Raw genomic sequence first — 25983 nt, 5'->3', positions numbered from 1 at the left:
ACGGCCAGAGAAAATATGGCGGAAGCGGTGAGATTCGAACTCACGGAAGAGTTTCCCCTTCGACGGTTTTCAAGACCGTTGCATTCAACCGCTCTGCCACGCTTCCGGCGTTTGCGGGCGGCAATCTTACCCGAACGCAACACGCTGTCAAACTCTGCGTGTTGGCTCTTTATTCGCCTCTGCTATGATCGGGTCTGACTTTGGTCACGGAACCATCAGCCATTTCAGGAGTGTCGCCATGAACGAACACAATTATGCACTTGACCATACGCAGGTTGAGCAGCAAGAAGTCAGCCGCGTCCTGCGCAACACATATGGCATGCTAGCCATCACCCTGGCCTTCAGCGGCTTGGTGGCGTACATCGCGCAGCGCGCCAATGTGCCTTACCCGAATATCTTTGTGGTGCTGATCGGCTTCTATGGTCTGTTCTTCCTCACCGCCAAACTACGTAATTCGGCTTGGGGCCTGGTTTCGACCCTCGCTCTGACCGGCTTTATGGGCTACACGCTCGGCCCAATCCTTAATCGCTACATGGGCATGGCCAACGGTGCTGAAGTTGTGAGCTCGGCCTTCGCCATGACGGCCCTGGTGTTCTGCGGCCTGTCGGCTTACGTGCTGACCACTCGTAAAGACATGAGCTTCCTCAGTGGCTTCATCACTGCGGGTTTCTTTGTCCTGCTGGGCGCGATGGTTGCTGGCTTCTTCTTCGAGATTAGCGGTCTGCAACTGGCTATCAGCGCAGGTTTCGTGCTGTTCTCCTCGGCCTGCATCCTGTTCCAGACCAGCGCAATCATCCATGGCGGTGAGCGCAACTACATCATGGCGACCATCAGCCTGTATGTATCGATCTACAACCTGTTCGTCAGCCTGCTGCAGATTTTCGGCATCATGGGCAGCGACGACTGATTTAAATTGCTGTGAAAAGCCCGCTCCGGCGGGCTTTTTTATGCTTGCCATCCATGGCTCGCCCCCTCCGGGCCGTCGCTAGCGACGTTAAAAATGACTCCCTGTCATTTTTTATGCCTGCCGCGCGCATCTTGGCGGCCCAAGCTTTATCATTCCGCCAAATTGGCTCGCCAGGTTTGCTATGAAGTTCGCCATCGCACTGTTCTCTCCTCCCCATGCGCCCTCCTCGCGCCGTGCGCTGCGTTTTGCGCAGGCTGCATTGGCGGGCGGGCATGAGATCGTGCGGCTGTTCTTTTATCAGGACGGCGTACACAGCGCCTCGAGCAATGTGGTTTGCGCGCAGGATGAGGTGGACCTACCCCTCGAATGGCGAGAATTTGTGCAAGCGCAGCAACTGGATGGCGTGGTGTGTATCGCCGCCGCCTTACGCCGTGGCGTGTTGAATGACGATGAAGCCCAGCGCTACTCGCGTACGGCTGCCAACCTAGATGCTCCTTGGGAGCTTTCCGGCCTGGGCCAGTTGCACGAAGCGGCGCAGCTGGCGGATCGCCTAGTGTGCTTTGGAGGGCCTTGAAATGAGCAAGTCGCTGTTGATCATCAGCCGCCAAGCGCCTTGGTCCGGCCCCAGTGCGCGGGAAGCGCTGGATATCGCGCTGGCCGGCGGCGCCTTCGATTTGCCGATTGGCATGCTATTTCTCGATGACGGTGTATTCCAGCTGAGCAGCGCGCAGCAACCGGCCACCCTGCAGCAGAAAGACCTCAGCGCCAACCTGCAGGCCCTGCCGATGTTTGGTGTCGAGGCGCTGTATGTTTCGCAGCGCAGCCTGGCCGAACGTGGCCTGCAGGATCAACCCAGCAGCCTCGATGTCGAGCGCCTCGATGATTCCTCAATAAGCGCCTTGATTGAACGTTACGACCAGGTGATTACGCTCTGATGGCTACCTTGCACGTACTTTCGCACTCGCCCTTTACCGATAGCCGCCTGAGCAGTTGCCTGCTCATTCTCGGCAGCCAGGATGCCCTGCTGCTCTGCGGTAATGCCGTATACGCCTTGCAGGACGGCAGCGCGCAGCGTCAGGCGCTTGAATTGATGCCTGAAAGCATTGCGCTGTATGCGTTGGATGAAGACGTGCAGGCTCGCGGCCTTGTGTTCCCAGCCCGCCTCACACTGGTCGATTACCCTGGCTTCGTTGCGCTGAGCTGCCAATACGACAAGGTAAACACCTGGCTATGACCACGCTGAATGTTGAGGGTCGCAGCCTGGCTCTGGACAAAGACGGCTATCTGCTCGACCTGGCGGATTGGTCCGAAACTACCGCGCACGCCCTGGCGCAACGTGAAGGCATCAGCCTGAGTGCCGAGCACTGGGAAATCCTTTGGCTGGTGCGCAGCTTTTACGACGAATTTCAGTTGTCCCCGGCCAACCGTCCGCTGATCAAATTTATAGCCGTGAAAATCGGCGCCGAGAAAGGCAATAGCCTGAACCTCAATCGCCTGTTCAATGGCGCTCCCGCCAAACTCGCCGCCAAGCTGGCGGGCCTGCCCAAACCGACCAATTGCCTATGAACCTTGTTACTCCGCCGGAACATCCTTTCGCTCAATTTGTACGCATTCTAGGTAAGGGCAAGCGTGGCGCACGTAACCTGACTCGCGAGGAAGCCCGAGATGCCATGGACATGCTGCTTGAGGGGAAGGTCGAAGACACCCAGTTGGGTGCCTTTTTGATGCTGTTGCGGCACAAGGAAGAAAGCGCCGAGGAAATGGCCGGCTTTGCCGAAGCCGTGCGCGCGCGCCTGCAGGCGCCAGCGATTCAGGTGGACCTGGATTGGCCGAGCTATGCCGGGAAGAAGCGCCACCTACCGTGGTTCCTGCTAGCCGCCAAAGCACTGGCCAATAGCGGTATTCGCATCCTGCTGCATGGCGGCGGCCCACACACAGCCGGGCGGATGTACAGCGAACAGCTGCTCGAAACCCTGCACATTCCACTGTGCCGCAACTGGGATAGCGTCGAGCAGGCATTGGCACACCAGCACCTGGCGTTTATCCCGCTGGGCGACTGGATGCCGCAACTGCAACGCATGATCGACCTGCGCAATATCCTCGGCCTGCGCTCACCGATTCATTCCCTGGCGCGCATTCTCAACCCGCTGGGCGCGCGTTGCGGCCTGCAGAGCATCTTTCATCCGGGTTATCAGGCAGTACACCGTGAAGCCAGCCAGTTGCTCGGCGATAGCGCTGTAGTTATCAAAGGTGAAGGCGGCGAAATCGAGATCAACCCGGACGCCACCAGCCACCTGTATGGCACGGCTAATGGCGACAACTGGGATGAGGAATGGCCGGCGCTGTCGGCGCTGCGCCACGTCAAACCGGAATCATTGCAGCCTGCTCACCTGGCCGCGTTCTGGCGTGGTGAAGTGGCCGATGATTACGGCCAGCTTGCCGTAATCAGCACCATGGCTCTGGCCTTGCGCGCCCTCGGCGAACCGCGTGAACAAGCCCTGGAGCGCGCCGCCCAGATGTGGGCGGCGCGCAATCAGACGCTGGCCTGAGACCCTTCGAACCAGGCCAGTTTCTCCCGCAGCTGCACCACTTCGCCGACTATGACCAACGTCGGCGCATGCACCTCATGCTCCGCCACCAGCTCCGCCAGATTGGCCAGGGTGCCAGTAAACACCCGCTGGTTCTGCGTGGTGCCCTGCTGGATCAATGCTGCCGGGGTTGTCGCGGCGCGGCCATGGGCAATCAGCTGCTGACAGATGATCGGCAAACCCACCAGCCCCATATAAAACACAAGAGTTTGACTGCTGGCGGTGAGTTCATTCCAGGGTAAATCACTGCTGCCATCTTTCAGGTGACCGGTAACAAAACGCACCGACTGCGCATGGTCTCGGTGGGTCAGCGGAATCCCAGCATAAGCGGCGCAGCCAGAGGCTGCGGTAATGCCAGGAACAACCTGAAAGGGGATGCCGTGGGCGGCCAGCTCTTCAATTTCCTCTCCGCCGCGGCCAAAGATGAACGGATCTCCGCCTTTAAGACGTAGCACCCGCTTACCTTCTTTGGCCAGATTGACCAAGCGCTGGTTGATCTGCTCCTGCGGTACGGCATGCTCGGCACGCCGTTTGCCGACATAAATGCGCTCGGCATCACGGCGGCACAGTTCGATAATCGCAGGTGCCACCAGGCGGTCATACAACACAACATCGGCTTGCTGCATCAGGCGCAAGGCGCGGAAGGTCAGCAAATCAGGATCACCCGGCCCTGCGCCAACCAGATACACCTCGCCCAAGGTGCGCGGGGCAATGCCGGCAATTTTCTCTTCCAGCAGACGCTGACCTTCCTGCAGCTTACCGGCGAATACGCTTTCGGCCACCTGGCCCTGGAACACATCCTCCCAGAACACCCGGCGCTGCTGCACATCGGGGAAGAGCCCTTTGACCTGGGCACGAAAACGTTTGGCCAGACCAGCCAGCTGGCCATAGGTCGCGGGAATCCACGTCTCGATCTTGGCGCGAATCAGCCGCGCCAATACAGGAGCATCGCCGCCACTGGTAATCGCCACAATCAAAGGTGAGCGATCAACAATGGCGGGGAAAATCACGCTGCACAGTTTCGGCGCATCCACCACATTGACCGGAATGCCCAGGGCCTGTGCCTCAGCCGAGATTTGCGCATTCAGCGGTTCGTCATCGGTGGCCGCAATAATCAGCGCCACACCGTGAAGATCCGCCGACTGGTAATCACGCAGCAGCACCTCGCCTTGCCGAGCGCTGGCCATCTCACGCAGCTCATCGCGAATCTCCGGCGCAACCACACGCAAGGTTGCACCTGCATCACTGAGCAAGCGCGCCTTGCGAACGGCAACTTCGCCGCCACCGACCACCAGTACCAGGCGATCCTGCAGTTTGTGGAACAGGGGCAGAAAATCCATGACGCACACTCTCGATCGGATAAACAAAACGGGGCGGCACTGGCCGCCCCGTCGCAGGTAACTGAAATTCGGATTAACCGATGATTTCGATACCGCCCATATAGGGCTTCAGCACGTCCGGCACGCGGATGCTGCCGTCGGCCTGCTGGTAGTTCTCCAGCACGGCAACCAGGGTGCGACCTACTGCCAGGCCTGAGCCGTTGAGGGTGTGCACCAGCTCGGGTTTTCCAGTTTCTGGGTTGCGGTAGCGTGCCTGCATGCGACGCGCCTGGAAGTCGCCGCAGTTAGAGCACGAGGAAATCTCGCGGTACTTATCCTGGCTCGGCACCCAGACTTCCAGGTCATAGGTTTTCACCGCACCGAAGCCCATGTCACCGGTACACAACGCCAATTTGCGGTATGGCAGCTCAAGCAGCTGCAGCACGCGCTCAGCGTTGGCGGTCAGACTTTCCAGCGCTTCGAAAGATTTGCTCGGCTCGACGACCTGCACCATCTCAACCTTGTCGAACTGGTGCTGACGAATCATCCCGCGGGTATCACGACCCGATGCGCCGGCTTCGCTACGGAAGCACGGGGTGTGCGCAACAAGCTTGAGTGGCAGCTGCTTAGGGTCAAGGATCTCGCCAGCAACGATATTGGTCAGCGACACTTCAGCAGTCGGGATCAGGTAAAGATCGGCTTCGCCTTCGCGGCTGATCTTGAACAGGTCTTCCTCGAACTTCGGCAGCTGGCCGGTGCCTTGCAGCGCCGGCGCCTGTACCAAATACGGCGTGTAGGCTTCTTCGTAGCCGTGCTCGCCGGTGTGCAGGTTAATCATGAACTGTGCCAGGGCGCGGTGCATACGGGCGATGGGGCCACGCAGCACGGCAAAGCGCGCGCCGGACAGCTTGGCAGCGGTTTCGAAATCCAGCCAGCCGTGCTGCTCGCCGAGGGCAACGTGATCCTGAATCGGGAAGTCGAAGCTGCGCGGCGTGCCCCAGCGGGAGACTTCAACGTTACCCTCTTCGTCTGCACCAACCGGCACCGACTCATGCGGCAGATTGGGGATATTCAGCAGCAGGTTGTCGAGCTCGGTCTGGATGCTGTCGAGGTCACGTTTACCCTGCTCCAGATCGCTGCCCATCTGGTCCACTTCCGCCAGCAGCGGCGCGATGTCTTCACCGCGCTGCTTGGCCTGGCCAATGGATTTAGAGCGACTGTTGCGCTCGGCCTGCAGCTGCTCGGTGCGGGTCTGAAGAGTCTTGCGCTGGGCTTCTAACGCTTCAAAACGCGCAACATCAAGGACAAAGCCACGGGCAGCCAGGCGCTCGGCCACTTCATGGAGCTGGGTACGAACGAGTTTGGAATCAAGCATGTTCTGGTCTCAACACTTCACAAGGGTTTGCATGGCTATGGCCATGACGCGCAATGCCGCGCAATGCCGCGCAGTTTAAGGCTTTAGCGGGGGGAAGTGCCAATCGACAACGCCGTTACTGACACAGACGCGCCAAGCTAAGTCCCGCCCAGGTCGCTAGCAGGCTACCCAACACGCTGACTGCCGCATAGCCCAGAGCCAACGGTAGCTGACCGCTCTCCAGCAGGCGCACGGTGTCGAGGGAAAAAGATGAAAAGGTGGTCAGGCCGCCGAGAAAGCCAACAATCAGCCCCGCGCGCAACTCAGGCGGCAGCTCAGGGCGCAGCAGGAACAGGCCATACAGGTAGCCGATCAGCAGGCAACCGAGAATATTCACCGCCAGGGTCGCGCCGTAGAAGTGCTGCGGCCAGTTTGCGCTGACCCAGTTGGCCGTGGCGAAGCGCAGCAGCGTGCCGAACATACCGCCTAGGGCTACGGCAACCACTACACCGATCATGGTTTTCTCCGCTGCCGAGGGCTATTGCGGTCCTGGCTTTTCAAATGCTGCAGCTTGTCGCGAATCTTCAACTCAAGACCACGTGGCACTGGCTGGTAATACTCGCGTGGCTCGAAGGTTTCCGGAAAGTAATCCTCGCCTGCCGCATAGGCATCGGGTTCATCGTGGGCGTAGCGGTATTCGTCGCCATAGCCCAACTCTTTCATAAGTTTGGTCGGCGTATTACGCAGGTGCAGTGGGACTTCCTGCGAGCCATGCTCGGCAGCGTCACGCTTGGCGGCGTTGAAGGCGTTGTAGACCGCATTACTTTTCGGCGCGCAGGCGAGGTAGACAATCGCCTGAGCCACTGCCAGCTCGCCCTCGGGACTGCCCAGGCGCTCTTGTACATCCCAGGCGTTTAGGCACAGGGTCAGCGCCCGTGGGTCGGCGTTGCCGATGTCTTCGCTGGCCATGCGCACCACGCGCCGGGCGATATACAGCGGATCACAGCCTCCATCGAGCATGCGCGCAAACCAGTACAGCGCGCCGTCGGGGTTGGAGCCACGCACGGATTTGTGTAGCGCCGATATCTGGTCGTAGAAGGCTTCGCCGCCCTTGTCGAAGCGCCGACGGGTATCGCCAAGCAGATTGAGCAGCAACTCGCTGCTGATCTCGCTGCCGTCTTCGGCCAGATCCGCAGCGTTTTCCAGAAAATTGAGCAAGCGCCGGCCATCACCATCGGCGGCGGCTTGGAGAATCTGGAAGCTTTCTTCTGGAAGGCTAAGTTTGCGCTCGCCCAGGCCCTTTGGGTCGCTCAAGGCGCGATCGACCAGTTTGCGCAGCGCGCTTTCATCCAGGCTTTTCAGCACATACACGCGGGCGCGTGAGAGCAAGGCGTTGTTCAACTCGAATGACGGGTTTTCCGTGGTGGCGCCGATAAAGATCAGCGTGCCGTCTTCCACGTAAGGCAGGAAGGCATCCTGCTGCGACTTGTTGAAGCGGTGCACTTCATCGACAAACAGGATGGTCTGACGGCCATATTGCGCGGCATGCTGCTGCGCGACTTCCACTGCCTGACGAATCTCCTTGACCCCGGAAAGTACCGCAGAAATCGTCTCGAAATGCGCATCGGAAACCTGCGCCAGCAGCCGCGCCAGGGTGGTCTTGCCGACGCCTGGCGGGCCCCAGAAGATCATCGAGTGCAGCGCGCCCTGCTCCAGCGCTTCACGCAAAGGTTTGCCACGAGCCAGCAAGTGCTCCTGACCGACGTACTCATCCAGGCTGGCTGCACGCAAACGGGCAGCCAGGGGTTGAGCAACGGGAGCCTTGCGAAACAGATCCATGACTGCGGGTTAACGCCTCTGCTTTGAGCTTTCTACTCTTGAATCACGTCCGCGCCGGCCGGAATCTCGAAGGTGAACTGCGCATCGTCCTGTGGCTCATTCATTTTCACATTGAGGAAAAGAATGTTGGTGCGCTGGCCGATGCTGTCGATCAGCTGCATATCGTTGAGCACCTTGTTGCGGAACGACAGACGCAGGCTGTCGAACAGGGTGTCCTTGGATTTTGGCTTGAGAATAAAGTCGACCACGTTGCCACCTTCTTTGTGGCTGATCTCGAAGTTCTCACGGATCTTCGACACATCGCCGGACAGCAGCAGCGCCGGGGTGTGGGTCAGGCGCTGATCGAGGGTCTGAATGGTCACCTGTTGCAGGTCCGGGTCATACAGCCAGACCTTCTCGCCGTTGGAAACCAGCAGCTGCTCCATCGGCGCATCGGTGTGCCAGCGGAACAGGCCCGGACGTTTCAGCGCGAGCTGGCCAGCAGTTTCCTGCAGCTGGGTACCACTGCCGTCTAGGGTCAGCTGGGAAAAGCGTGCGTTGATGGTCTGCGCCTGGTTAAGCAGCTCGGTCAAACGCTGCACTGCAACTTCATCGTCGGCCATGGTGGCAACGCTGGTAAAACTCAGTACGGTCAGCAACAACATGCGAATTAGGCGCATGGGACTCCTTATCAGATCGGGCTAGGCGTTAATCGCGAACGGGGCTTGGTGCTATGACCTCGCGAGAGCCATTGGTGTTCATTGAGGTGACGACGCCGGCCATTTCCATGGCCTCGATCATCCGTGCGGCTCGGTTGTAGCCGATCTTCAGCTTGCGCTGCACCGCAGAAATAGAGGCACGGCGGCTTTCCAAAACGAAATTGACTGCTTCGTCGTAAAGCGGATCGGACTCGCTGCCTTCACTGCCTTCGCCGCTGCCACCCTCAAAGCCGCTACCGGACTCTTCAGCGCCGGCCAGGATGTCATCGATATAGTCAGGCGTGCCGCGCTGCTTCCAAGCCTCAACCACGCGGTGTACTTCCTCGTCGGAGACGAAAGCGCCGTGCACGCGAATCGGTAAGCCGGTGCCCGGCGGCATATAGAGCATGTCACCGTGGCCCAGTAGCTGTTCGGCGCCGCCTTGGTCGAGGATGGTGCGCGAGTCGATCTTGCTCGATACCTGGAACGCCATACGGGTCGGGATGTTGGCCTTGATCAGACCGGTGATCACATCCACCGAGGGGCGCTGGGTCGCGAGAATCAGGTGAATCCCCGCGGCACGGGCTTTCTGCGCGATACGGGCGATCAGCTCTTCAACCTTCTTGCCGACGATCATCATCATGTCGGCGAACTCGTCGACCACCACCACGATGGTCGGCAAGGTTTTCAGCAGCGGCGCTTCGTCGTGCATGCTTTCGCGCTTGTACAGCGGATCACTCAGCGGCTCGCCCGCCTCTTCGGCGTCTTTGACCTTGCGGTTGAAGCCGGCCAGGTTGCGCACGCCCATCTTCGACATCAGCTTGTAGCGACGCTCCATCTCGGCCACCGACCAGCGCAGGGCGTTGGCGGCTTCCTTCATGTCGGTCACCACCGGGCACAGCAGGTGCGGAATGCCTTCGTAGATCGACAGTTCGAGCATTTTCGGGTCGATCATGATTAAGCGCGCCTCTTCCGGCGTGGACTTGAACAGAATCGACAGAATCATTGCGTTGACCCCGACCGATTTACCCGAGCCGGTGGTACCGGCCACCAGCAGGTGGGGCATCTTCGCCAGGTCGGTGATCACTGGCTTGCCGCCGATGTCATGGCCCAGAGCCAGGGTAACCGGCGACTTAGCTTCGTCGTACTCGGGCGACGACAGCACTTCGGAGAAGCGCACGATCTGCCGGTCTTCGTTGGGGATTTCGATACCGACGGTGGTCTTTCCCGGAATTACTTCCACCACGCGTACGCTGATGATCGCCATCGAGCGCGCCAGATCCTTGGCCAAACCGGAAATCCGGCTGACCTTGACCCCAGCTGCGGGCTGGATCTCAAAACGGGTAATCACCGGACCCGGATGCACCGACTCGACGATAACCTCGACGCCAAACTCCTTGAGCTTGATCTCAAGCAGGCGCGACATGGCTTCCAGGTATTCGGGAGAATATTTCTTCTGAACTTTCTCGGCCACATCGAGGATCGAAATCGGCGGCAGACTGCCGGCCAGAGCGCTGTCTTCAAACAGGTTGACCTGCTTCTCTTTCAGCACGCGTTTGCTCGGCTCAGGCGCTTTCGGCGCGGCCGGCGGCGTGATCACCGGTGCTGGGCGGTTGACCCGTTCACTCATGTGCTTATTCAGCGACTCTTCGCGCTCAATCAGGCGCTCTTTGACCTTGGCCTGTTCGCGGCGATCCAGCACGATTGGCGCGGAGACTTCACTGACGCGCTCGTCGACTTCACGCAATTGCGCCACCAGCTGCTTGCGCTCAACCCGCGCACTCCACCAGCGGTTGGCCAGACTCTGGATCAGCTCGATCAGATCAAGGGTGATCTTGCCGGTCAGGTCCATCACTTTGAACCAGGACAGATCGGTAAACACCGTTAGACCGAACAGAAACAGCGCAATCAGCAGCAGCGTACTGCCTTGCACATTCAGCGCATTGATCGCCAGCGCTCCGAGGCTTTCACCCAGCGCTCCACCTGCGGAGGCCGGCATGCTTGAGCTAGCGTGAAAATGGATATACGCCAGCGCGGCACCGGACAACACCAGAAAAACCAGGCCAATCAGCCGCCAGGAAAAAAGCCAGCCGCTCCACTGCCACGGCTGATGGCGGGCGCGGAACACCTGCAGGGTTTTTACTGCCAACAGCAGCGGGAATAGATAGGCGAAATAGCCCAGCGCCATAAACAGAATGTCGGCAAACCATGCACCGGCGCGGCCGGCGGCGTTCTGTACCTGCTCAACATTGCTGGTGTGGGTCCAGCCCGGATCGGCCGCATCGTACGTCAGCAGAGCCATCCATAGATAAAGGCAAAGTGCGCCCAGGCCAATCAGCGCGCCTTCTTTGAGTCGATAAGGCAGCTGCTGACGCCAGAGAGGGGCTTGTGCGGTTGGGCTAGATTTCTTCAAAACGCATCTGTTCCTGCGCCAGAGGCGCCGAATAATTGGTTAACGGCAATATATGAAGCGATTGTACGGGTTTAACCGCACGATACCAGACCGAGCTGTATGCATAAACAGCTATGGCGGTTGACTCCCGCTCTTCGCCCGCTTCGGTGTAGCATATCTGCCAATATCTTCCGTGCGGCTCAATTGGAGCATGCATTCTCTTTTGTGACAAAGGCTTATGAGGTGTTTTTATGAGCGAAGTCAAGCATTCACGCTTGATCATCCTGGGCTCCGGCCCTGCCGGTTATAGCGCTGCCGTTTACGCTGCCCGCGCCAACCTCAAGCCTGTGATCATTACTGGCATTCAGCCCGGTGGTCAGCTGACCACTACTACCGAAGTGGACAACTGGCCTGGTGATGTTGAAGGCCTGACCGGCCCAGCGTTGATGGAGCGCATGCAAAAGCATGCCGAGCGCTTTGAAACCGAGATCGTCTACGACCACATCCACACTGCTGAGTTGCAATCGCGCCCTTTCACCTTGAAAGGCGACAGCGGTACCTACACCTGTGACGCACTGATTATCGCCACAGGGGCATCGGCTCAGTACTTGGGCCTGCCGTCCGAAGAGGCGTTTTCTGGCAAAGGCGTATCGGCGTGCGCGACCTGCGATGGCTTCTTCTATCGCAATCAGGTGGTCGCGGTGATAGGCGGCGGCAATACCGCAGTCGAAGAGGCGCTGTACCTGTCGAATATCGCCAAGGAAGTGCACCTGGTGCATCGCCGCGACAAGCTGCGTTCCGAGAAGATTCTTCAGGACAAGCTGTTCGACAAAGCGGCCAACGGCAACGTGGTGCTGCACTGGAATCACTCTCTTGAAGAAGTGTTGGGCGACAACACCGGCGTTACCGGTGCCCGCCTGAAAGATACGCAGAGCGGAGTGAGCAAAGATTTGCCTCTAGCCGGCGTGTTTATCGCCATCGGTCATAAGCCTAATACCGAGCTGTTCCACGGTCAGCTGGAAATGCGCGACGGCTATCTGCTGATCAAGGGTGGCAATGAAGGCAATGCCACCGCTACCAGCATTGAAGGTGTGTTTGCGGCGGGCGACGTGGCTGACCACGTTTACCGCCAGGCCATTACTTCTGCCGGTGCTGGCTGCATGGCCGCGCTGGATGTCGAGAAATTCCTCGACGACAATTGATCCACTCAGGGCGGACGCACACTCCGCCCTGCCCTCCTCTGTCCAATTTCGGCCCTGCACATGCTGACGTGGCTGCAACGCGACTCACTGGATTTCCCGCCCCTCAATAAAGCCCTGCGCGAGCCCAACGGGCTGTTGGCGGCGGGTGGCGATCTGCGCCCCGCGCGTTTGATCCAGGCTTATCGCCACGGTTGCTTCCCTTGGTTTCAGGATGGCCAACCGATTCTCTGGTGGTCGCCCGACCCGCGCACCGTGCTGCTGCCTGACAAACTGCATGTCTCGCGCAGCCTCGCCAAGGTGCTGCGTCAGGGCCGTTATCGGGTGACCTTCGATCAGGCTTTCGCCGCCGTCATCCGCGCTTGCGCCGCACCGCGCAGCTATGCGACTGAAACTTGGATCACCAGCCCTATGCAGGACGCCTACCTGGAACTGCACAGGCGCGGTATCGCTCATTCGGTTGAGGTCTGGCGCGATAACGAGCTGGTTGGCGGGCTCTATGGCCTGGCCATGGGCCAGCTGTTCTTTGGCGAGTCGATGTTCAGTCGCGCGGACAACGCTTCAAAAGTGGGCTTCGTCACGTTGGTTGAACACTTGAAGAACTGGGGCTTTGTGCTGATCGACTGCCAGATGCCAACCGAGCATCTGCTCAGTCTCGGCGCTCAGACGATTTCCCGTACCGAGTTTGCCGGCTACCTGAGCGACCATCTTGATCAATCCAGCCAGGCCGACTGGGTCGCCTAGGCGAGTTTGCCAGCCTGGCTTACACTTAATTCAAGACCGATCCCGAGAGTCGATCATGACTGAGCTGGCCCGCCTGAAGTTTTATGCCACTCAACCGCACCCCTGCAGCTATCTGCCCGATGAGCAGGCGACAACCCTGTTCCTCGACCCCAGCCAGCCCATGGATGCGGATGTTTATGCTGAGCTTTCGGAAATGGGCTTTCGTCGCAGCGGCGACCACCTCTATCGCCCGCACTGCCAACGCTGCACCGCCTGCGTCCCAGCGCGCATCCCTGCCGCGCAGTTCAGCCCGAATCGCCAGCAACGGCGCATTTTTAAGCGTAATCAGGACATTCAGGTTCGCCTGGTGCGCCCGGCATTTACCGAAGAGTATTACGCGCTGTACGTGCGCTACATTGAGCAGCGGCACGCCGATGGCGATATGTACCCGCCCAACCGCGAGCAATTTTCGACCTTTCTGGTGCGTGATCTGGCTTTTTCGCGTTTCTATGAATTCCGCCATGACAACCGCCTACTGGCAATTGCCGTAACCGATGTACTGCCCAATGGGTTGTCGGCGGTTTATACCTTTTACGAGCCAGGCGAGGAACGACGCAGCCTCGGGCGCTTTGCCATCCTCTGGCAAATTGCCGAAGCGGCGCGTTTGGGACTGCATGCGGTCAATCTGGGCTACTGGATCAAGAACTGCCGCAAGATGAGTTACAAGACCCAATACCGGCCGATTGAGCTGTTCGTCAATCAACGCTGGGTCAGTCTTAACTGAAGCCCTTGGCGCAAACCCCAAATTTCGGGCACAATGCACGCCGCTTTTGCCTGGCGCCAGTTGCACCGGGCCATTCATTGGATACCGAGGGCTTTACTGCATGTCGAAAGAAGACAGCTTCGAAATGGAAGGCACTGTCGTCGACACCCTGCCCAACACCATGTTCCGTGTGGAGTTGGAAAATGGGCACGTCGTTACTGCGCACATCTCCGGAAAGATGCGCAAAAATTACATCCGCATTCTGACTGGCGACAAAGTTCGCGTTGAACTTACGCCTTATGACTTGAGCAAAGGCCGCATTACTTACCGCGCCCGTTAACAGGCCAGCGAAAACTCAGTTTTCCGGCATCTGTTACACCAAGCTCCAGTAAAAACGCCCGGCAAAGCCGGGCGTTTTTGTGCGCGTAAGAAAACTACGTCTAGTGCCTAGACCATTTCCGCCGTGGTTTCGAAATCGAAGGTCAGCTCACCACCTTCAATATCGATATGCACCACACCACCGTGCTCTGCCAGCTCACCAAACAGGATCTCTTCCGCCAGTGGACGCTTGATCTTGTCCTGGATCAGGCGCGCCATCGGCCGAGCGCCCATCTGCACGTCATAACCACTTTCTGCCAACCAGCTACGAGCGGCATCGCTGACTTCCAGCGTGACGCGCTTGTCCTCCAGTTGCGCCTGCAGCTCGGTAAGGAACTTGTCGACGATGCTTTTGATTACTTCGTGAGTCAAGCGGCCGAACTGGATAATGGTATCCAGACGATTGCGGAACTCTGGCGTGAAGCTCTTCTTGATCACTTCCATGGCATCAGACGAGTGGTCCTGATGGGTGAAGCCAATAGATGCTCGCGCCGCTGTTTCGGCACCGGCGTTAGTGGTCATGATCACGATCACGTTGCGGAAGTCCGCCTTGCGGCCGTTGTTATCAGTCAAGGTGCCGTGGTCCATGACCTGCAGCAGCAGGTTAAAGACTTCCGGGTGAGCCTTTTCGATCTCATCGAGCAGCAATACGCAGTGCGGCGTTTTGGTAATGGCCTCAGTGAGCAGACCGCCCTGATCAAAGCCGACATAGCCCGGCGGTGCGCCGATCAGACGCGACACCGTATGACGCTCCATATACTCGGACATGTCGAAACGAACTAGCTCAACGCCCATGGCCTTCGCCAGCTGGCGAGCGGCTTCGGTTTTGCCAACACCAGTAGGGCCAGCAAACAGGAAGGAGCCTACCGGCTTGTCAGGCGCCTTGAGCCCTGCCCGCGACAGCTTGATCGCGGTCGACAGCGAGTCAATCGCAGCGTCCTGACCAAACACAGTGAGTTTCAGGTCGCGCTCAAGGTTGCGCAGCAGTTCTTTGTCCGAGCTGCTGACATGCTTCGGCGGAATACGGGCAATTTTCGCCACGATGTCTTCGACCTGGGCCACATCAATACGTGTCAGGCGTTTATCTAGCGGCTGCAAGCGCTGATAGGCGCCGGCCTCATCAATTACATCAATCGCCTTGTCCGGCATATGCCGGTCATTGATATAGCGCGAGGCCAGTTCAGCCGCGGCACGCAGCGCTTCATCACTGTACTCGATACTGTGATGCTGCTCGAAGCGACCTTTCAGACCACGCAGGATGCCGATGGTGTCTTCCACCGAAGGCTCAACCACGTCGACTTTCTGGAAGCGCCGGGCGAGGGCACGATCTTTCTCGAAAATCCCACGAAACTCCTGGAAGGTCGTAGAGCCGATGCAGCGGATCTCACCCGAGGACAACATAGGCTTGAGCAGGTTGGACGCATCCATTACCCCGCCAGAAGCGGCGCCCGCACCAATGATGGTGTGGATTTCATCAATAAACAGAATGGCATGTGGGCGCTTGCGCAGCTCATTCAGCAGCGCCTTAAGGCGCTTCTCAAAATCACCACGGTACTTGGTGCCGGCCAGCAGTGCACCAAGGTCCAGCGAGTAGACCACGCTATCCGCTAGCAGATCAGGCACCTGGTTATCGACAATGCGCTTGGCCAGGCCTTCGGCGATGGCAGTTTTACCCACGCCAGCCTCACCCACCAATAGCGGATTGTTCTTACGCCGACGCGCGAGAATCTGCGCCACACGTTCGACTTCTGACTCGCGACCGACAAGCGGATCAATGCGACCCTGGCGAGCGAGTTCATTCAGGTTACTGGCATAAGCATCCAGCGGATTGCTCGAGCTGGAGGACTCGCCGCCCTCGTCGTCCTGCATTTCCTGTTCGGTTTCCGAATGACCACCATGACCTGGTACCTTGGAGATGCCATGGGCAATAAAATTGACCACATCGATACGCGCGACGCTCTGCTGCTTAAGTAAAAATACCGCCTGACTTTCCTGCTCGCTGAAGATTGCTACCAGTACATTGGCACCGGTCACTTCACGCTTGCCGGAACTCTGTACGTGGAACACCGCGCGCTGCAGAACGCGCTGGAAACCCAGCGTAGGCTGCGTTTCGCGCTCTTCATCGTGTTGTGGGATTAGCGGCGTGGTGGAGTCGATAAATTCCTGCAGATCATGCCGCAGCTTGTCCAGGTTGGCCCCACACGCGCGCAGCACGCTGGCAGCGGCCTCGTTATCCAGGAGGGCCAGCAGCAAGTGCTCAACCGTCATAAATTCATGACGCTTGGTACGAGCCTCCTTGAAAGCCAGATTGAGGGTGACTTCGAGCTCTCGATTTAACATAGCTTCACCTCATGCCCAAGTGGCCGGCGTTAACCGTCCTTCTCTATTTCACAGAGTAGCGGATGCTGGCTCTCTCTCGCATATTGATTCACCTGTGTCGCTTTGGTTTCAGCAATATCGCGGGTAAACACTCCACACACTGCCCGCCCCTCTGTATGGACGGTCAGCATGATTTTGGTCGCCATCTCTCGATTCAGGTTGAAAAACACTTCGAGAATCTCGACCACGAAATCCATGGGCGTGTAGTCGTCGTTAAACAAAATCACTTTATACATAGGAGGCGCCTGCAGGGCGGGCTTGGATTCCTGAACGGCTAAGCCGAAGGAATCGTCCTCATGCTCTGCGGGGCGATCCTGATTGAATGTTAGTCGAATCTGGCTACGTGCATGCATGCTGAATAGCTTCGTTGATGGGCGAATAGTCTGTGCTAGACAGAGTTTGAACGGCTTCTCAGCCAGTTACAGCATTGCCTTGACTATCGGCAAAACGGTGTTACAAACAATGAATACCCACTGTGGGTATTAAGGGGTTTCACAGCTTTACTGGCTTACGTCAGGCCAAGCGTGAAATTGAAGTGGATGATACTCCAGTGATGGAGTCCTTTGCAGAGGGATATCAGCATGGTTAGCGGTAAGGTCAAGTGGTTCAACAACGCCAAAGGCTATGGGTTCATCCTGGCCGATGGTCGAGATGAGGACCTGTTCGCCCACTACTCGGCAATCCAGATGGACGGCTATAAAACGCTGAAAGCTGGCCAGCCGGTAAGCTTCGATATTATTCAAGGTCCAAAAGGACTCCACGCCGTAAACATCAGTGCGGCCACTGCCGCCAGTGAAGCGCCCGTCGCTGTCAAGCAACACCAGGGCTCAACGGTTGAAGTCTGATTAGAGTTATTTGGGCAGTTAATCGCCCACAAAAAAGGCCGGTCATATGACCGGCCTTTCTTTATGTGACTGATTTGCTTACATGTGCGAAATAAGTGCATCACCGAATGCCGAGCAGGACAGCAGCTTGGCACCGTCCATCAGGCGCTCGAAGTCGTAGGTCACGGTTTTGGCACCGATGGCGCCATTTGTACCCTTGATGATCAGATCAGCAGCTTCGGTCCAGCCCATGTGGCGAAGCATCATTTCGGCTGAGAGGATCAGTGAGCCTGGGTTCACCTGGTCCTTGCCAGCGTACTTCGGTGCAGTACCGTGGGTAGCTTCGAACATCGCAACGGTGTCGGACAGGTTGGCACCTGGAGCGATACCGATACCACCGACTTCAGCCGCCAACGCGTCGGACAGGTAGTCACCGTTAAGGTTGAGGGTGGCGATTACATCGTACTCGGCCGGGCGCAGCAGGATCTGTTGCAGCATGGCGTCGGCGATGGCGTCTTTAACGATGACGTTCTTGCCGGTTTTTGGGTTCTTGAACTGCATCCAAGGTCCGCCATCGAGCAGGGTTGCGCCGAATTCTTCAGCGGCAATTTCGTAGGCCCACTCTTTGAAGGCACCTTCGGTGAACTTCATGATGTTGCCTTTGTGCACGATGGTCAGCGAGTCGCGGTCGTTATCGACTACGTACTGCAGCGCTTTACGTGCCAGACGCTTGGTGCCTTCTTTGGAAACCGGCTTAACGCCGATACCGCAGTCCTGGTCGAAGCGAATTTTGGTTACACCCATTTCCTCTTTGAGGAACTTGATCACCTTAGTCGCTTCTGGCGAGCCAGCTTTCCACTCGATACCCGCGTAGATGTCTTCCGAGTTCTCGCGGAAGATCGTCATGTCGACATCGCCAGGCTTCTTCACCGGGCTTGGCACGCCTTCGAACCAGCGTACTGGGCGCAGGCAGACGTAAAGGTCGAGCTGCTGACGCAGCGCAACGTTGAGCGAGCGGATGCCGCCACCGACTGGTGTGGTCAGCGGACCCTTGATGGAGACGACGTAGTCTTTGACTGCATCCAGGGTTTCCTGAGGCAACCAAGTGTCCTGGTCGTAAACCTGAGTGGCTTTCTCGCCTGCGTAAACTTCCATCCAGGAGATCTTGCGTTCACCGCCGTAGGCTTTCTGTACGGCAGCATCAACGACTTTGATCATCACCGGGCTGATATCGACACCGATACCATCACCTTCGATAAAAGGGATGATTGGATTGTTCGGTACGTTCAGGGATGTATCGGCATTGACGGTGATTTTGTCACCGGTGGCAGGCACCTGGATCTTTTGGTATCCCATGCTGGACTCCGTCTTGTGGTTAAAACAGTCAGATCGCCCCAGAGTAACCCACTTGAATCGGGCGAAACCATATGTTCGTTGGTCTTATGCGCCAAGGCATTCTGCGACGCGTTAGCGCGGTGGTATACTTCGCAGATGACTCACAGGTCATAAGGCGCGGATCGTTTAAACAGGTTGTCCGCCTCTTGAAACCGTCGAACTGCTACAGCGCTTCAACGGCTCGAAACGTTCAACACTCTACTGGTGCATCCAACATCACCGCGGCAAGTCCTCGACTTCTGGCTCATCCATTTGAGTCTCAGCGCTTACCTGCGCATATCGAGTGGCTTTGCACGCTCAGCAAAGAAGAGAGTTCACTCAGAATGTCCACCCCCTCGAAGATCATCTACACCTTCACCGACGAAGCCCCAGCCCTTGCGACCTATTCGCTTCTGCCTATTGTAGAAGCCTTCGCAGCCTCTGCTGAGATTGCCGTCGAAACACGCGACATCTCTCTTGCAGGGCGTATCCTCGCAAGCTTTGCCGACCAGTTGGATGCTGACAAGCAAATCGCCGACGACCTCGCCAAGCTGGCTGTACTGGCCACCTCGCCAGATGCCAACATCATCAAATTACCGAACATCAGCGCCTCGGTGCCGCAGCTCAAAGGCGCAATCGCCGAGCTGCAAGCCCAGGGCTATAACGTCCCGAACTTCCCGGAAGACCCGCAAACTGACGCCGAGAAAGACGCCAGTGCCCGCTATAGCAAGGTACTTGGCAGTGCGGTAAACCCCGTGCTGCGTGAAGGCAACTCCGACCGCCGCGCACCTGCCGCAGTCAAAGCCTTCGTACGTAAGCACCCACACTCCATGGGCAAGTGGAGCATGGCCTCGCAATCCCATGCTGATTACATGCGCGGTGGCGATTTTTTCTCGAGCGAACAGTCGATCACCATGGCCAAGGCGGGTGATGTACGCATCGAGTTTGTCAGCAAGAACGGTCAGGTCGTGGTCAAGAAGCAGCTCGCCCTGCAGGAAGGCGAAGTCTTCGACAGCATGTTTATGAGCTGCCGCAAGCTGCGTGAGTTCTTCGAGAAGACCCTGCAGGACTGCAAGGAAACCGGCGTGATGTGGTCCCTGCACGTCAAAGCGACCATGATGAAGGTCTCCCACCCGATCGTCTTCGGCCACGCCGTCAGCGTCTACTACAAAGATGTATTCGACAAATACGGCGAGCTGTTCAAAGAGCTGGGCGTCAACCCGAACAACGGCATCAGCAGCGTCTACGACAAGATCAAATCCCTGCCCGCCTCGCGCCAAGAAGAAATTCTCGACGACATCCACGCCTGCTACAGCCATCGCCCGGAAATGGCCATGGTCGACTCAGTCAAAGGCGTCACCAACCTGCACATCCCGAGCGACGTAATCGTCGACGCTTCGATGCCAGCGATGATTCGCAGCTCCGGGCAGATGTGGGGCAAGGACGGAAAGCTCAAAGACACCAAAGCGGTGATGCCGGAAAGCACCTACGCCCGCATCTACCAGGAAATGATCAACTTCTGCAAAACCAATGGCGCGTTCGACCCGGCCACCATGGGCAGCGTTCCAAACGTCGGCCTGATGGCGCAGAAGGCCGAAGAATATGGCTCCCATGACAAGACCTTCGAATTGACCGAAGGCGGCATCATGCGTGTCGTAGCAGCCGACGGCACTGTGCTGATGCAGCATGAAGTTGAAGCCGGCGACATCTGGCGTGCCTGCCAGACCAAAGATGCGCCGATCCGCGACTGGGTCAAGCTGGCCGTGACCCGCGCTCGCCAGTCCAACACCCCGGCAATCTTCTGGCTGGACCCGGAGCGCGCCCACGACCGCGAACTGCAGAAGAAGGTCGAAGCCTATCTGCAGGAACACGACCTGAATGGCTTGGACATCCGCCTGATGGACTACAACCAGGCCATCCGCGTAAGCATGGAGCGCTTGATTCGTGGGCAGGACACCATTTCGGTGACCGGCAACGTGCTGCGCGACTACCTGACCGACCTGTTCCCGATCATGGAACTGGGTACCTCGGCCAAGATGCTCTCCATCGTGCCGCTGATGGCCGGCGGCGGCATGTACGAAACCGGCGCTGGCGGCTCGGCTCCCAAGCATGTGCAGCAGCTGATCGAAGAAAACCACCTGCGCTGGGACTCGCTGGGCGAATTCCTGGCCCTGGCGGTTTCCCTGGAAGAAACCGGGATCAAGACCAACAACCCGAAAGCCAAACTGCTGGGCACCACCCTCGACGCGGCCACCGGCAAGCTGCTGGACAACAACAAGTCGCCATCGCGCAAAACCGGCGAGCTGGACAACCGTGGCAGCCATTTCTACCTGGCGCTGTACTGGGCTCAGGAACTGGCCGCGCAGAACGATGATGCCGAGTTGAAAGCGCAGTTCGCGCCATTGGCCAAAACCCTTAGCGAGAATGAAGCAACTATCGTTGCCGAACTCAGCGCCGTACAGGGCAAGCCCGTGGACATTGGCGGCTACTACCGCTCCAACCCGCAGCTGACCAGCCAGGTTATGCGTCCAAGCGCGACCTTCAATGCTGCGCTCGCTGCTCTGAACTAAGGCATAACGCCCTGCGCCTTTGGGTGCTGCAATACCGCAAACCCCGGCCACGTGCCGGGGTTTGCGCATTCAGGGCAGAGAGAATCAGGATAAGATCGCCTTTTCTCATAACAGGTAGCACGTTCATGCAGTGGCAGCCACACATCACCGTGGCCACGGTCATCGAAGACCAGGGCCGTTTTCTGTTAGTCGAAGAAATGGCCGAAGGCCGCGCCGTATTCAACCAGCCTGCCGGCCACCTGGAAGCCGACGAAAGCCTGCTGCAGGCCGCCCTGCGCGAAACCCTCGAAGAGACCGGCTGGGATATCGAACTGACCGGTGTGACCGGCATTTACCTGTATACCGCACCCAGTAACGGCATCACCTACCAGCGCGTGTGCTTTGCCGCCAAGCCGCTGCAGCAGCGGCCCAATTACCCGCTGGATGACGGCATTATCGGCCCCCTCTGGCTGACCCGTGACGAGCTGGCTGCGCAACCAGAGCGCTGGCGCAGCGAATTGGTGCTGCGCTGCATTGATGACTACCTGAATGGCCAGTGCTTTTCACTCAGCCTGATCCGCGATTAACGGCCAAACCTCTACGCCTGCTAGAATCGCCCTCTTTTTAAGCCCGTGCCCAGTATTCCCATGCCAGATCCAACTACTCAGCGCGTAATCGTCGGTATGTCCGGCGGCGTCGACTCCTCCGTTTCCGCCCTGCTGCTGCTTGAGCAGGGGTATCAGGTCGAAGGCCTGTTTATGAAGAACTGGGACGAAGACGACGGCACCGAATACTGCACCGCCATGGACGATCTGGCCGACGCCCAGGCCGTGTGCGACAAGATCGGCATCAAGCTGCACACCGCCAACTTTGCCGCCGAATACTGGGACAACGTGTTCGAGCACTTCCTCGCCGAATACAAGGCCGGGCGCACGCCGAACCCGGACATCCTGTGCAACCGCGAGATCAAGTTCAAAGCCTTCCTCGACTACGCCCTGATGCTCGGTGCTGATCTGATCGCCACCGGCCATTATGTGCGTCGCCGTGATATCGATGGGCGCACCGAGCTGCTCAAGGGCCTCGATCCGAATAAGGATCAGAGCTACTTCCTACATGCGGTGGGCGGTGAGCAGATCGCCAAAACGCTATTCCCGGTCGGCGAGCTGGAGAAGCCAGCGGTACGTGCCATCGCCGAGAAATACGCGCTGGCCACTGCGAAGAAGAAGGATTCCACCGGCATCTGCTTTATCGGCGAGCGTCGTTTCAGCGACTTCCTTAAGCAGTACCTGCCAGCCCAGCCTGGCAATATCGAAACCACTGAAAGCGAAATCATTGGCCGTCATCACGGCCTGATGTACCACACCATTGGTCAGCGTCAGGGACTGGGCATTGGCGGTTTGAAAGACGCCAGTGACGAGCCCTGGTACGTCCTGCACAAGGACCTGACACGCAATGTACTGGTGGTTGGCCAGGGTAATGAACACCCCTGGCTGTTTAGCCGCGCCCTGCTCGCCTCGGAAATTTACTGGGTCAACCCGATTGATCTGAGCTCACCGCGTGAGCTGACGGCCAAGGTGCGCTATCGCCAGAGCGATCAAGCCTGCACCTTGGAGAAAACCGCCAGCGGCTATCGCGCCGTCTTCAACGAGCCGCAGCGCGCCGTGACCCCGGGGCAATCCGTGGTGTTTTACGACGGTGAAATCTGCCTCGGTGGCGGCGTGATTGAAACCGCCGAGCCCTGGACTGCGCGGGAGCAAACGGCGTGAATCCAATCCGCGAGCAACTGATCGCCCTCGGCGCGGTATTCGAATCAGCCGTATTGGTCGACAAGCTGGCGCGTACCGGCCAGATCGGCGAGCCCGCCGTAGCCTGCATGATCAACAGCTTGTTGGTACGCGACCCGAGAGACACGCTGGACGTTTATGGCGGCGATGACCTCAACCTGCGTGATGGTTACCGCGCCCTGGTCAGCGCCCTGGAGCGCGATCCGGCCAGCCTGCAACGTGATCCACTGCGTTATGCCTTGGCGCTGCTGGCCCTGGAGCGTCAGCTGGATAAGCGCGGCGATATGCTGCAAGTCATGGGCAGCCGCCTTGATCAAGTACAGCAGCAGGTTGAGCACTTCGGCCCGACCCATGAAAACGTGATATCCAACTGCGCCAGCCTGTATCAGGACACCATCAGCACCTTCCGCCAGCGCATTCAGGTGCAAGGCGATATGCGCCACCTGCAACAGACCAACAATGCCGCGAAGATCCGTGCGCTACTGCTTGCCGGAATTCGCTCGGCGCGCCTGTGGCGCCAACTGGGCGGCCATCGCTGGCAGATGGTGTTCAGTCGTAGCAAGCTGCTCAAGGAACTTTACCCGCTGCTGCGGTCTTGAGCGCATGAGCACGCGCTCGGTCAAGCCGCTGCAGGGCGCTGCCTTGCTGGCACTTTCCGCTTTGCTGTTTTCCCTGATGGGTGTGGGCATTCGCGAAGTGTCGGTCAGCGTCAACAACGAGTCGGTGGTGTTCTTTCGCAACCTGGTTGGCGTGTTGTTCTTTATGCCGCTGGTCTTGCTCAAGGGGGTGGGCCCGCTCAAGACCACCCGCTTGAAGTCTCACCTGTGGCGCACCACCTATGGCCTGGCGGCGATGTACTGCTTCTTCTACGCCATTGCCCACCTGCCACTGGCCGACGCGATGCTGTTCACCTACTCGGCGCCGGTATTCACCCCGCTGATCGCCTGGTGGTGGCTGAAAGAGCCGCTCAGTAAACGCATGTTGCTAACCACTGGCATCGGCCTGGTTGGCGTGCTGTTGGTGGCCAAACCTTCGGCTGCACTGCTCGACAGTCAGGCCCTGATCGGACTCGCAGCCAGTGTGCTGGCTGCATTCGCCTTTGTCTCGATCCGCGAAATGAGCGACACCGAGCCAGCATTTCGCATCGTCTTCTACTTTTCCCTGTTCAGTGCACTGATCTCGGCCATCCCGCTGTCCTGGGCCTGGCAACCGATGACCCAGCATGAGCTGGGCTTGCTCCTAGTGATCGGCCTGCTGGCCACCGCCAGTCAGATCATCATGTCCAAAGCCTATGGCCTGGCACCACCAGGGCTGATTGGCCCCTTCGCCTACCTGGCGATTGTGTTTGCTGGGCTGATTGCCTGGCTGCGCTGGGGTGAAACCCCGGATTTGACCTCGCTGATCGGTGCGGCGTTGATTTTCAGCGCCAGCCTGCTGTCGATTTCTCGAAGTAAACGCGGCTGAACGGTCGCAGACAATCGCGATTCAGCTGTCAATTTCATGTATGATACGCGCCCTTTTCAATGCCCGATTGTCCGAGAACGCCTCCTATGCAGCTTTCCTCGCTCACCGCGGTTTCCCCCGTCGATGGCCGCTACGCCGGCAAAACCAGCGCACTGCGCCCGATCTTCAGCGAATACGGTCTGATCCGTTTCCGCGTACTGGTTGAGGTCCGCTGGTTGCAGCGCCTGGCCGCCCATGAAGGCGTCACCGAAGTCGCGCCCTTCTCCGCCGAAGCCAACGCCGTGCTCAATGAGCTGGCGGACAACTTCGCCGTCGAGCATGCCGAGCGCGTCAAAGAAATCGAGCGCACCACCAACCACGACGTCAAAGCCGTGGAATACCTGCTCAAGGAGCAAGCGGCCAAGCTGCCTGAGCTGGACAAGGTCAGCGAGTTCATCCACTTCGCCTGCACCAGCGAGGACATCAACAACCTGTCCCACGCGCTGATGCTGCGCGCCGGTCGTGACGACGTGCTGCTTCCACTGATGCGCCAGACTGCCGAAGCCATCCGCGAACTGGCGATCAAATTCGCCGACGTGCCGATGCTCTCGCGCACCCACGGTCAGCCAGCGTCGCCGACTACCCTTGGCAAGGAACTGGCTAACGTGGTCTACCGCCTGGAGCGCCAAATCGCTCAGGTCGCAGCCGTGCCGCTGCTGGGTAAGATCAATGGCGCCGTGGGCAACTACAACGCCCACCTCTCGGCTTACCCGCAGATCGACTGGGAAGCCAACGCTCGCCAGTTCATCGAAGGTGATCTGGGGCTGCAGTTCAACCCCTACACCACACAGATCGAGCCGCACGACTACATCGCCGAGCTGTTCGATGCGATTGCCCGCTTCAATACCATCCTGATCGACTTCGACCGCGATATCTGGGGCTATATCTCTCTGGGCTATTTCAAGCAGCGCACCATCGCCGGCGAAATCGGCTCCTCGACCATGCCGCACAAGGTCAACCCGATCGACTTCGAAAACTCCGAAGGCAACCTGGGTATCGCCAACGCGCTGTTCCAACACCTGGCCAGCAAGCTGCCGATCTCGCGCTGGCAGCGTGACCTGACCGACTCCACCGTGCTGCGTAACCTCGGTGTCGGCTTCGCTCACAGCGTTATTGCTTACGAAGCCAGCCTCAAGGGCATCGGCAAGCTGGAACTGAACGAAGCACGCATCGCAGCCGACCTAGACGCTTGCTGGGAAGTGCTCGCCGAGCCGATCCAGACCGTGATGCGCCGTTACGCCATCGAAAACCCCTACGAGAAGCTCAAGGAACTGACTCGCGGCAAGGGCATCAGCCCCGAAGCGCTGCAGACCTTTATCGATGGCCTGGACATGCCAGCAGAAGCCAAAGCCGAGCTCAAGCTCCTGACCCCTGCCAGCTACATCGGCAACGCGGTCGCTCAGGCCAAGCGCATCTAACCGGCAACAGCCT

General features: G+C 58.5%; 27 protein-coding genes and 1 tRNA gene. 17 read left to right on the top strand and 11 right to left on the bottom strand.

Annotated features, from left to right (window positions below):
* Positions 1 to 16: 16 nt before the first annotated feature.
* Positions 17 to 106, bottom strand: a tRNA-Ser gene (locus HBN63_RS14815).
* A 132-nt stretch (positions 107 to 238) separates the two neighbouring features.
* On the opposite strand from HBN63_RS14815, the gene HBN63_RS14810 reads away from it, so the two are divergent.
* The 6 genes from HBN63_RS14810 to HBN63_RS14785 all read left to right on the top strand — a co-directional run bounded on the left by HBN63_RS14810 (position 239) and on the right by HBN63_RS14785 (position 3456).
* Entirely contained in the window at positions 239 to 907 is a 669-nt protein-coding gene (locus tag HBN63_RS14810; protein WP_170049969.1) for a Bax inhibitor-1/YccA family protein, read from the top strand.
* 181 nt (positions 908 to 1088) lie between these two features.
* Positions 1089 to 1481 (top strand): sulfurtransferase complex subunit TusD, encoded by a 393-nt coding sequence (tusD, locus tag HBN63_RS14805; RefSeq protein WP_170049968.1) that lies wholly within the window; start codon positions 1089 to 1091, stop codon positions 1479 to 1481.
* A 1-nt stretch (position 1482) separates the two neighbouring features.
* The gene (gene tusC / locus HBN63_RS14800) at positions 1483 to 1842 is read left to right on the top strand and encodes a sulfurtransferase complex subunit TusC (RefSeq protein WP_170049967.1); all 360 of its coding nucleotides are present in this window, start codon (positions 1483 to 1485) and stop codon (positions 1840 to 1842) included.
* Positions 1842 to 2141, top strand: a complete 300-nt coding sequence (gene tusB / locus HBN63_RS14795) for a sulfurtransferase complex subunit TusB (RefSeq protein WP_170049966.1) — start codon at positions 1842 to 1844, stop codon at positions 2139 to 2141. Before tusC ends, tusB begins: the two co-directional genes overlap by 1 nt.
* Positions 2138 to 2473, top strand: coding sequence for a TusE/DsrC/DsvC family sulfur relay protein (locus HBN63_RS14790; RefSeq protein ID WP_170049965.1), 336 nt, complete (start codon positions 2138 to 2140; stop codon positions 2471 to 2473). Before tusB ends, HBN63_RS14790 begins: the two co-directional genes overlap by 4 nt.
* The gene (locus HBN63_RS14785; protein WP_170049964.1) at positions 2470 to 3456 is read left to right on the top strand and encodes a glycosyl transferase family protein; all 987 of its coding nucleotides are present in this window, start codon (positions 2470 to 2472) and stop codon (positions 3454 to 3456) included. The genes HBN63_RS14790 and HBN63_RS14785 overlap by 4 nt, the downstream gene beginning before the upstream one ends.
* Here HBN63_RS14785 and cysG read toward each other — a convergent pair.
* From cysG to HBN63_RS14750, 7 genes are all read right to left on the bottom strand, one after another.
* Positions 3441 to 4835, bottom strand: coding sequence for a siroheme synthase CysG (gene cysG / locus HBN63_RS14780; RefSeq protein ID WP_170049963.1), 1395 nt, complete (start codon positions 4833 to 4835; stop codon positions 3441 to 3443). The two genes, HBN63_RS14785 and cysG, sit on opposite strands and share 16 nt — an antisense overlap.
* 73 nt (positions 4836 to 4908) lie before the next feature.
* Positions 4909 to 6189, bottom strand: coding sequence for a serine--tRNA ligase (gene serS / locus HBN63_RS14775; protein WP_170049962.1), 1281 nt, complete (start codon positions 6187 to 6189; stop codon positions 4909 to 4911).
* Between the two features lie 115 nt (positions 6190 to 6304).
* Positions 6305 to 6685, bottom strand: a complete 381-nt coding sequence (gene crcB, locus HBN63_RS14770) for a fluoride efflux transporter CrcB (protein ID WP_170049961.1) — start codon at positions 6683 to 6685, stop codon at positions 6305 to 6307.
* Positions 6682 to 8007 (bottom strand): replication-associated recombination protein A, encoded by a 1326-nt coding sequence (locus HBN63_RS14765; RefSeq protein WP_170049960.1) that lies wholly within the window; start codon positions 8005 to 8007, stop codon positions 6682 to 6684. The genes crcB and HBN63_RS14765 overlap by 4 nt, the downstream gene beginning before the upstream one ends.
* A gap of 32 nt (positions 8008 to 8039) precedes the next feature.
* On the bottom strand, positions 8040 to 8666 hold the full coding sequence (gene lolA, locus HBN63_RS14760) for an outer membrane lipoprotein chaperone LolA (protein ID WP_170049959.1): 627 nt from the start codon (positions 8664 to 8666) through the stop codon (positions 8040 to 8042).
* 28 nt (positions 8667 to 8694) lie between these two features.
* Positions 8695 to 11097, bottom strand: coding sequence for a DNA translocase FtsK (gene ftsK, locus HBN63_RS14755; RefSeq protein ID WP_090253686.1), 2403 nt, complete (start codon positions 11095 to 11097; stop codon positions 8695 to 8697).
* The gene (locus HBN63_RS14750; protein WP_170049958.1) at positions 11084 to 11359 is read right to left on the bottom strand and encodes a hypothetical protein; all 276 of its coding nucleotides are present in this window, start codon (positions 11357 to 11359) and stop codon (positions 11084 to 11086) included. The genes ftsK and HBN63_RS14750 overlap by 14 nt, the downstream gene beginning before the upstream one ends.
* Between HBN63_RS14750 and trxB the strand changes: the two genes are divergently transcribed.
* The 4 genes from trxB (at position 11328) to infA (ending at position 14101) form a co-directional block, all read left to right on the top strand.
* Positions 11328 to 12278, top strand: a complete 951-nt coding sequence (trxB, locus tag HBN63_RS14745; RefSeq protein ID WP_170049957.1) for a thioredoxin-disulfide reductase — start codon at positions 11328 to 11330, stop codon at positions 12276 to 12278. The two genes, HBN63_RS14750 and trxB, sit on opposite strands and share 32 nt — an antisense overlap.
* Before the next feature lie 60 nt (positions 12279 to 12338).
* Positions 12339 to 13019 carry a leucyl/phenylalanyl-tRNA--protein transferase gene (aat, locus tag HBN63_RS14740; protein ID WP_170049956.1) on the top strand — a complete coding sequence of 227 codons (681 nt, stop codon included), beginning with the start codon at positions 12339 to 12341 and terminating at the stop codon, positions 13017 to 13019.
* 55 nt (positions 13020 to 13074) lie between these two features.
* Positions 13075 to 13782 carry an arginyltransferase gene (locus HBN63_RS14735; protein ID WP_170049955.1) on the top strand — a complete coding sequence of 236 codons (708 nt, stop codon included), beginning with the start codon at positions 13075 to 13077 and terminating at the stop codon, positions 13780 to 13782.
* Positions 13783 to 13882: 100 nt separating this feature from the next.
* The gene (gene infA / locus HBN63_RS14730) at positions 13883 to 14101 is read left to right on the top strand and encodes a translation initiation factor IF-1 (protein WP_002553999.1); all 219 of its coding nucleotides are present in this window, start codon (positions 13883 to 13885) and stop codon (positions 14099 to 14101) included.
* A 107-nt stretch (positions 14102 to 14208) separates the two neighbouring features.
* Here infA and clpA read toward each other — a convergent pair whose 3' ends face one another.
* Together clpA and clpS are read right to left on the bottom strand one after the other, a co-directional pair.
* Positions 14209 to 16479: an ATP-dependent Clp protease ATP-binding subunit ClpA gene (clpA, locus tag HBN63_RS14725; protein ID WP_170049954.1), complete on the bottom strand. Its 2271-nt coding sequence runs from the start codon at positions 16477 to 16479 to the stop codon at positions 14209 to 14211.
* A 29-nt stretch (positions 16480 to 16508) separates the two neighbouring features.
* Positions 16509 to 16871: an ATP-dependent Clp protease adapter ClpS gene (clpS, locus tag HBN63_RS14720; RefSeq protein WP_090253676.1), complete on the bottom strand. Its 363-nt coding sequence runs from the start codon at positions 16869 to 16871 to the stop codon at positions 16509 to 16511.
* A 228-nt stretch (positions 16872 to 17099) separates the two neighbouring features.
* Here clpS and cspD point away from each other — a divergent pair, with 228 nt between their 5' ends.
* Positions 17100 to 17363, top strand: coding sequence for a cold shock domain-containing protein CspD (gene cspD / locus HBN63_RS14715; protein ID WP_090253674.1), 264 nt, complete (start codon positions 17100 to 17102; stop codon positions 17361 to 17363).
* A gap of 78 nt (positions 17364 to 17441) precedes the next feature.
* On the opposite strand, the gene icd is transcribed toward cspD, so the two are convergent.
* Positions 17442 to 18698: an NADP-dependent isocitrate dehydrogenase gene (gene icd, locus HBN63_RS14710; protein ID WP_090253672.1), complete on the bottom strand. Its 1257-nt coding sequence runs from the start codon at positions 18696 to 18698 to the stop codon at positions 17442 to 17444.
* Positions 18699 to 19060: 362 nt separating this feature from the next.
* Here icd and HBN63_RS14705 point away from each other — a divergent pair, with 362 nt between their 5' ends.
* From HBN63_RS14705 to purB, 6 genes are all read left to right on the top strand, one after another.
* On the top strand, positions 19061 to 21286 hold the full coding sequence (locus HBN63_RS14705; protein ID WP_170049953.1) for an NADP-dependent isocitrate dehydrogenase: 2226 nt from the start codon (positions 19061 to 19063) through the stop codon (positions 21284 to 21286).
* Positions 21287 to 21411: 125 nt separating this feature from the next.
* Positions 21412 to 21852, top strand: a complete 441-nt coding sequence (locus HBN63_RS14700) for an NUDIX hydrolase (RefSeq protein WP_170049952.1) — start codon at positions 21412 to 21414, stop codon at positions 21850 to 21852.
* 60 nt (positions 21853 to 21912) lie between these two features.
* On the top strand, positions 21913 to 23031 hold the full coding sequence (gene mnmA / locus HBN63_RS14695; protein ID WP_170049951.1) for a tRNA 2-thiouridine(34) synthase MnmA: 1119 nt from the start codon (positions 21913 to 21915) through the stop codon (positions 23029 to 23031).
* Entirely contained in the window at positions 23028 to 23648 is a 621-nt protein-coding gene (gene hflD, locus HBN63_RS14690) for a high frequency lysogenization protein HflD (RefSeq protein ID WP_170049950.1), read from the top strand. The genes mnmA and hflD overlap by 4 nt, the downstream gene beginning before the upstream one ends.
* 4 nt (positions 23649 to 23652) lie before the next feature.
* Positions 23653 to 24513 (top strand): DMT family transporter, encoded by an 861-nt coding sequence (locus HBN63_RS14685; RefSeq protein WP_170049949.1) that lies wholly within the window; start codon positions 23653 to 23655, stop codon positions 24511 to 24513.
* Positions 24514 to 24599: 86 nt separating this feature from the next.
* The gene (gene purB / locus HBN63_RS14680) at positions 24600 to 25970 is read left to right on the top strand and encodes an adenylosuccinate lyase (protein ID WP_170049948.1); all 1371 of its coding nucleotides are present in this window, start codon (positions 24600 to 24602) and stop codon (positions 25968 to 25970) included.
* The last annotated feature ends 13 nt before the right edge of the window (positions 25971 to 25983 follow it).

The organism is Pseudomonas sp. WS 5011, from assembly GCF_012985775.1.
Lineage (GTDB): Bacteria > Pseudomonadota > Gammaproteobacteria > Pseudomonadales > Pseudomonadaceae > Aquipseudomonas > Aquipseudomonas peli.
Note: the sequence above shows the minus strand (reverse complement) of the source record. Positions and strands in the feature narration are given on the sequence as shown.

What these genes read in the sequence shown, in the direction of transcription:
- HBN63_RS14685 (WP_170049949.1), top strand. Translation starts at nt 23,653, where the DNA reads ATGAGCACGCGCTCGGTCAAGCCGCTGCAGGGCGCTGCCTTGCTGGCA.
- mnmA (WP_170049951.1), top strand. Translation starts at nt 21,913, where the DNA reads ATGCCAGATCCAACTACTCAGCGCGTAATCGTCGGTATGTCCGGCGGC.
- clpA (WP_170049954.1), bottom strand. Translation starts at nt 16,479, where the DNA reads ATGTTAAATCGAGAGCTCGAAGTCACCCTCAATCTGGCTTTCAAGGAG.
- HBN63_RS14785 (WP_170049964.1), top strand. Translation starts at nt 2,470, where the DNA reads ATGAACCTTGTTACTCCGCCGGAACATCCTTTCGCTCAATTTGTACGC.
- HBN63_RS14750 (WP_170049958.1), bottom strand. Translation starts at nt 11,359, where the DNA reads ATGATCAAGCGTGAATGCTTGACTTCGCTCATAAAAACACCTCATAAG.
- tusD (WP_170049968.1), top strand. Translation starts at nt 1,089, where the DNA reads ATGAAGTTCGCCATCGCACTGTTCTCTCCTCCCCATGCGCCCTCCTCG.
- purB (WP_170049948.1), top strand. Translation starts at nt 24,600, where the DNA reads ATGCAGCTTTCCTCGCTCACCGCGGTTTCCCCCGTCGATGGCCGCTAC.
- HBN63_RS14700 (WP_170049952.1), top strand. Translation starts at nt 21,412, where the DNA reads ATGCAGTGGCAGCCACACATCACCGTGGCCACGGTCATCGAAGACCAG.
- HBN63_RS14810 (WP_170049969.1), top strand. Translation starts at nt 239, where the DNA reads ATGAACGAACACAATTATGCACTTGACCATACGCAGGTTGAGCAGCAA.
- lolA (WP_170049959.1), bottom strand. Translation starts at nt 8,666, where the DNA reads ATGCGCCTAATTCGCATGTTGTTGCTGACCGTACTGAGTTTTACCAGC.
- crcB (WP_170049961.1), bottom strand. Translation starts at nt 6,685, where the DNA reads ATGATCGGTGTAGTGGTTGCCGTAGCCCTAGGCGGTATGTTCGGCACG.
- HBN63_RS14705 (WP_170049953.1), top strand. Translation starts at nt 19,061, where the DNA reads ATGTCCACCCCCTCGAAGATCATCTACACCTTCACCGACGAAGCCCCA.
- cysG (WP_170049963.1), bottom strand. Translation starts at nt 4,835, where the DNA reads ATGGATTTTCTGCCCCTGTTCCACAAACTGCAGGATCGCCTGGTACTG.
- trxB (WP_170049957.1), top strand. Translation starts at nt 11,328, where the DNA reads ATGAGCGAAGTCAAGCATTCACGCTTGATCATCCTGGGCTCCGGCCCT.
- aat (WP_170049956.1), top strand. Translation starts at nt 12,339, where the DNA reads ATGCTGACGTGGCTGCAACGCGACTCACTGGATTTCCCGCCCCTCAAT.
- HBN63_RS14735 (WP_170049955.1), top strand. Translation starts at nt 13,075, where the DNA reads ATGACTGAGCTGGCCCGCCTGAAGTTTTATGCCACTCAACCGCACCCC.
- serS (WP_170049962.1), bottom strand. Translation starts at nt 6,189, where the DNA reads ATGCTTGATTCCAAACTCGTTCGTACCCAGCTCCATGAAGTGGCCGAG.
- clpS (WP_090253676.1), bottom strand. Translation starts at nt 16,871, where the DNA reads ATGCATGCACGTAGCCAGATTCGACTAACATTCAATCAGGATCGCCCC.
- infA (WP_002553999.1), top strand. Translation starts at nt 13,883, where the DNA reads ATGTCGAAAGAAGACAGCTTCGAAATGGAAGGCACTGTCGTCGACACC.
- cspD (WP_090253674.1), top strand. Translation starts at nt 17,100, where the DNA reads ATGGTTAGCGGTAAGGTCAAGTGGTTCAACAACGCCAAAGGCTATGGG.
- tusC (WP_170049967.1), top strand. Translation starts at nt 1,483, where the DNA reads ATGAGCAAGTCGCTGTTGATCATCAGCCGCCAAGCGCCTTGGTCCGGC.
- HBN63_RS14765 (WP_170049960.1), bottom strand. Translation starts at nt 8,007, where the DNA reads ATGGATCTGTTTCGCAAGGCTCCCGTTGCTCAACCCCTGGCTGCCCGT.
- HBN63_RS14790 (WP_170049965.1), top strand. Translation starts at nt 2,138, where the DNA reads ATGACCACGCTGAATGTTGAGGGTCGCAGCCTGGCTCTGGACAAAGAC.
- tusB (WP_170049966.1), top strand. Translation starts at nt 1,842, where the DNA reads ATGGCTACCTTGCACGTACTTTCGCACTCGCCCTTTACCGATAGCCGC.
- icd (WP_090253672.1), bottom strand. Translation starts at nt 18,698, where the DNA reads ATGGGATACCAAAAGATCCAGGTGCCTGCCACCGGTGACAAAATCACC.